Here is a 247-nt window from a genome sequence, read left to right on the forward strand (position 1 = left end):
GAAGAAGGTATCGACCAGGTCGAGTTCTGGGTGCGCACCAATCCCGGCACCAGGCCCGGCCCGATGATGAAGGTCGCTTCCGGCGGCGAGCTTTCGCGCTTCCTGCTGGCGTTGAAGGTAGCACTCGCTGACCGGGGCTCGGCGCCGACCTTGGTCTTTGATGAAATCGACACCGGCGTTGGTGGCGCGGTTGCCGACGCCATCGGCCGGCGGCTGGCGCGGCTGGCAAAACGCGTGCAGGGGCTTT

Annotated in this window: 1 pseudogene; it reads left to right on the forward strand. The window is 66.4% G+C overall.

The features are described from left to right. Positions 1 to 247: pseudogene (locus E5W70_RS26810) on the forward strand (DNA repair protein RecN); the annotation flags it as partial.

It is taken from the genome of Mesorhizobium sp., assembly GCF_005063415.1.
Taxonomy (GTDB): Bacteria; Pseudomonadota; Alphaproteobacteria; order Rhizobiales; family Rhizobiaceae; genus Mesorhizobium.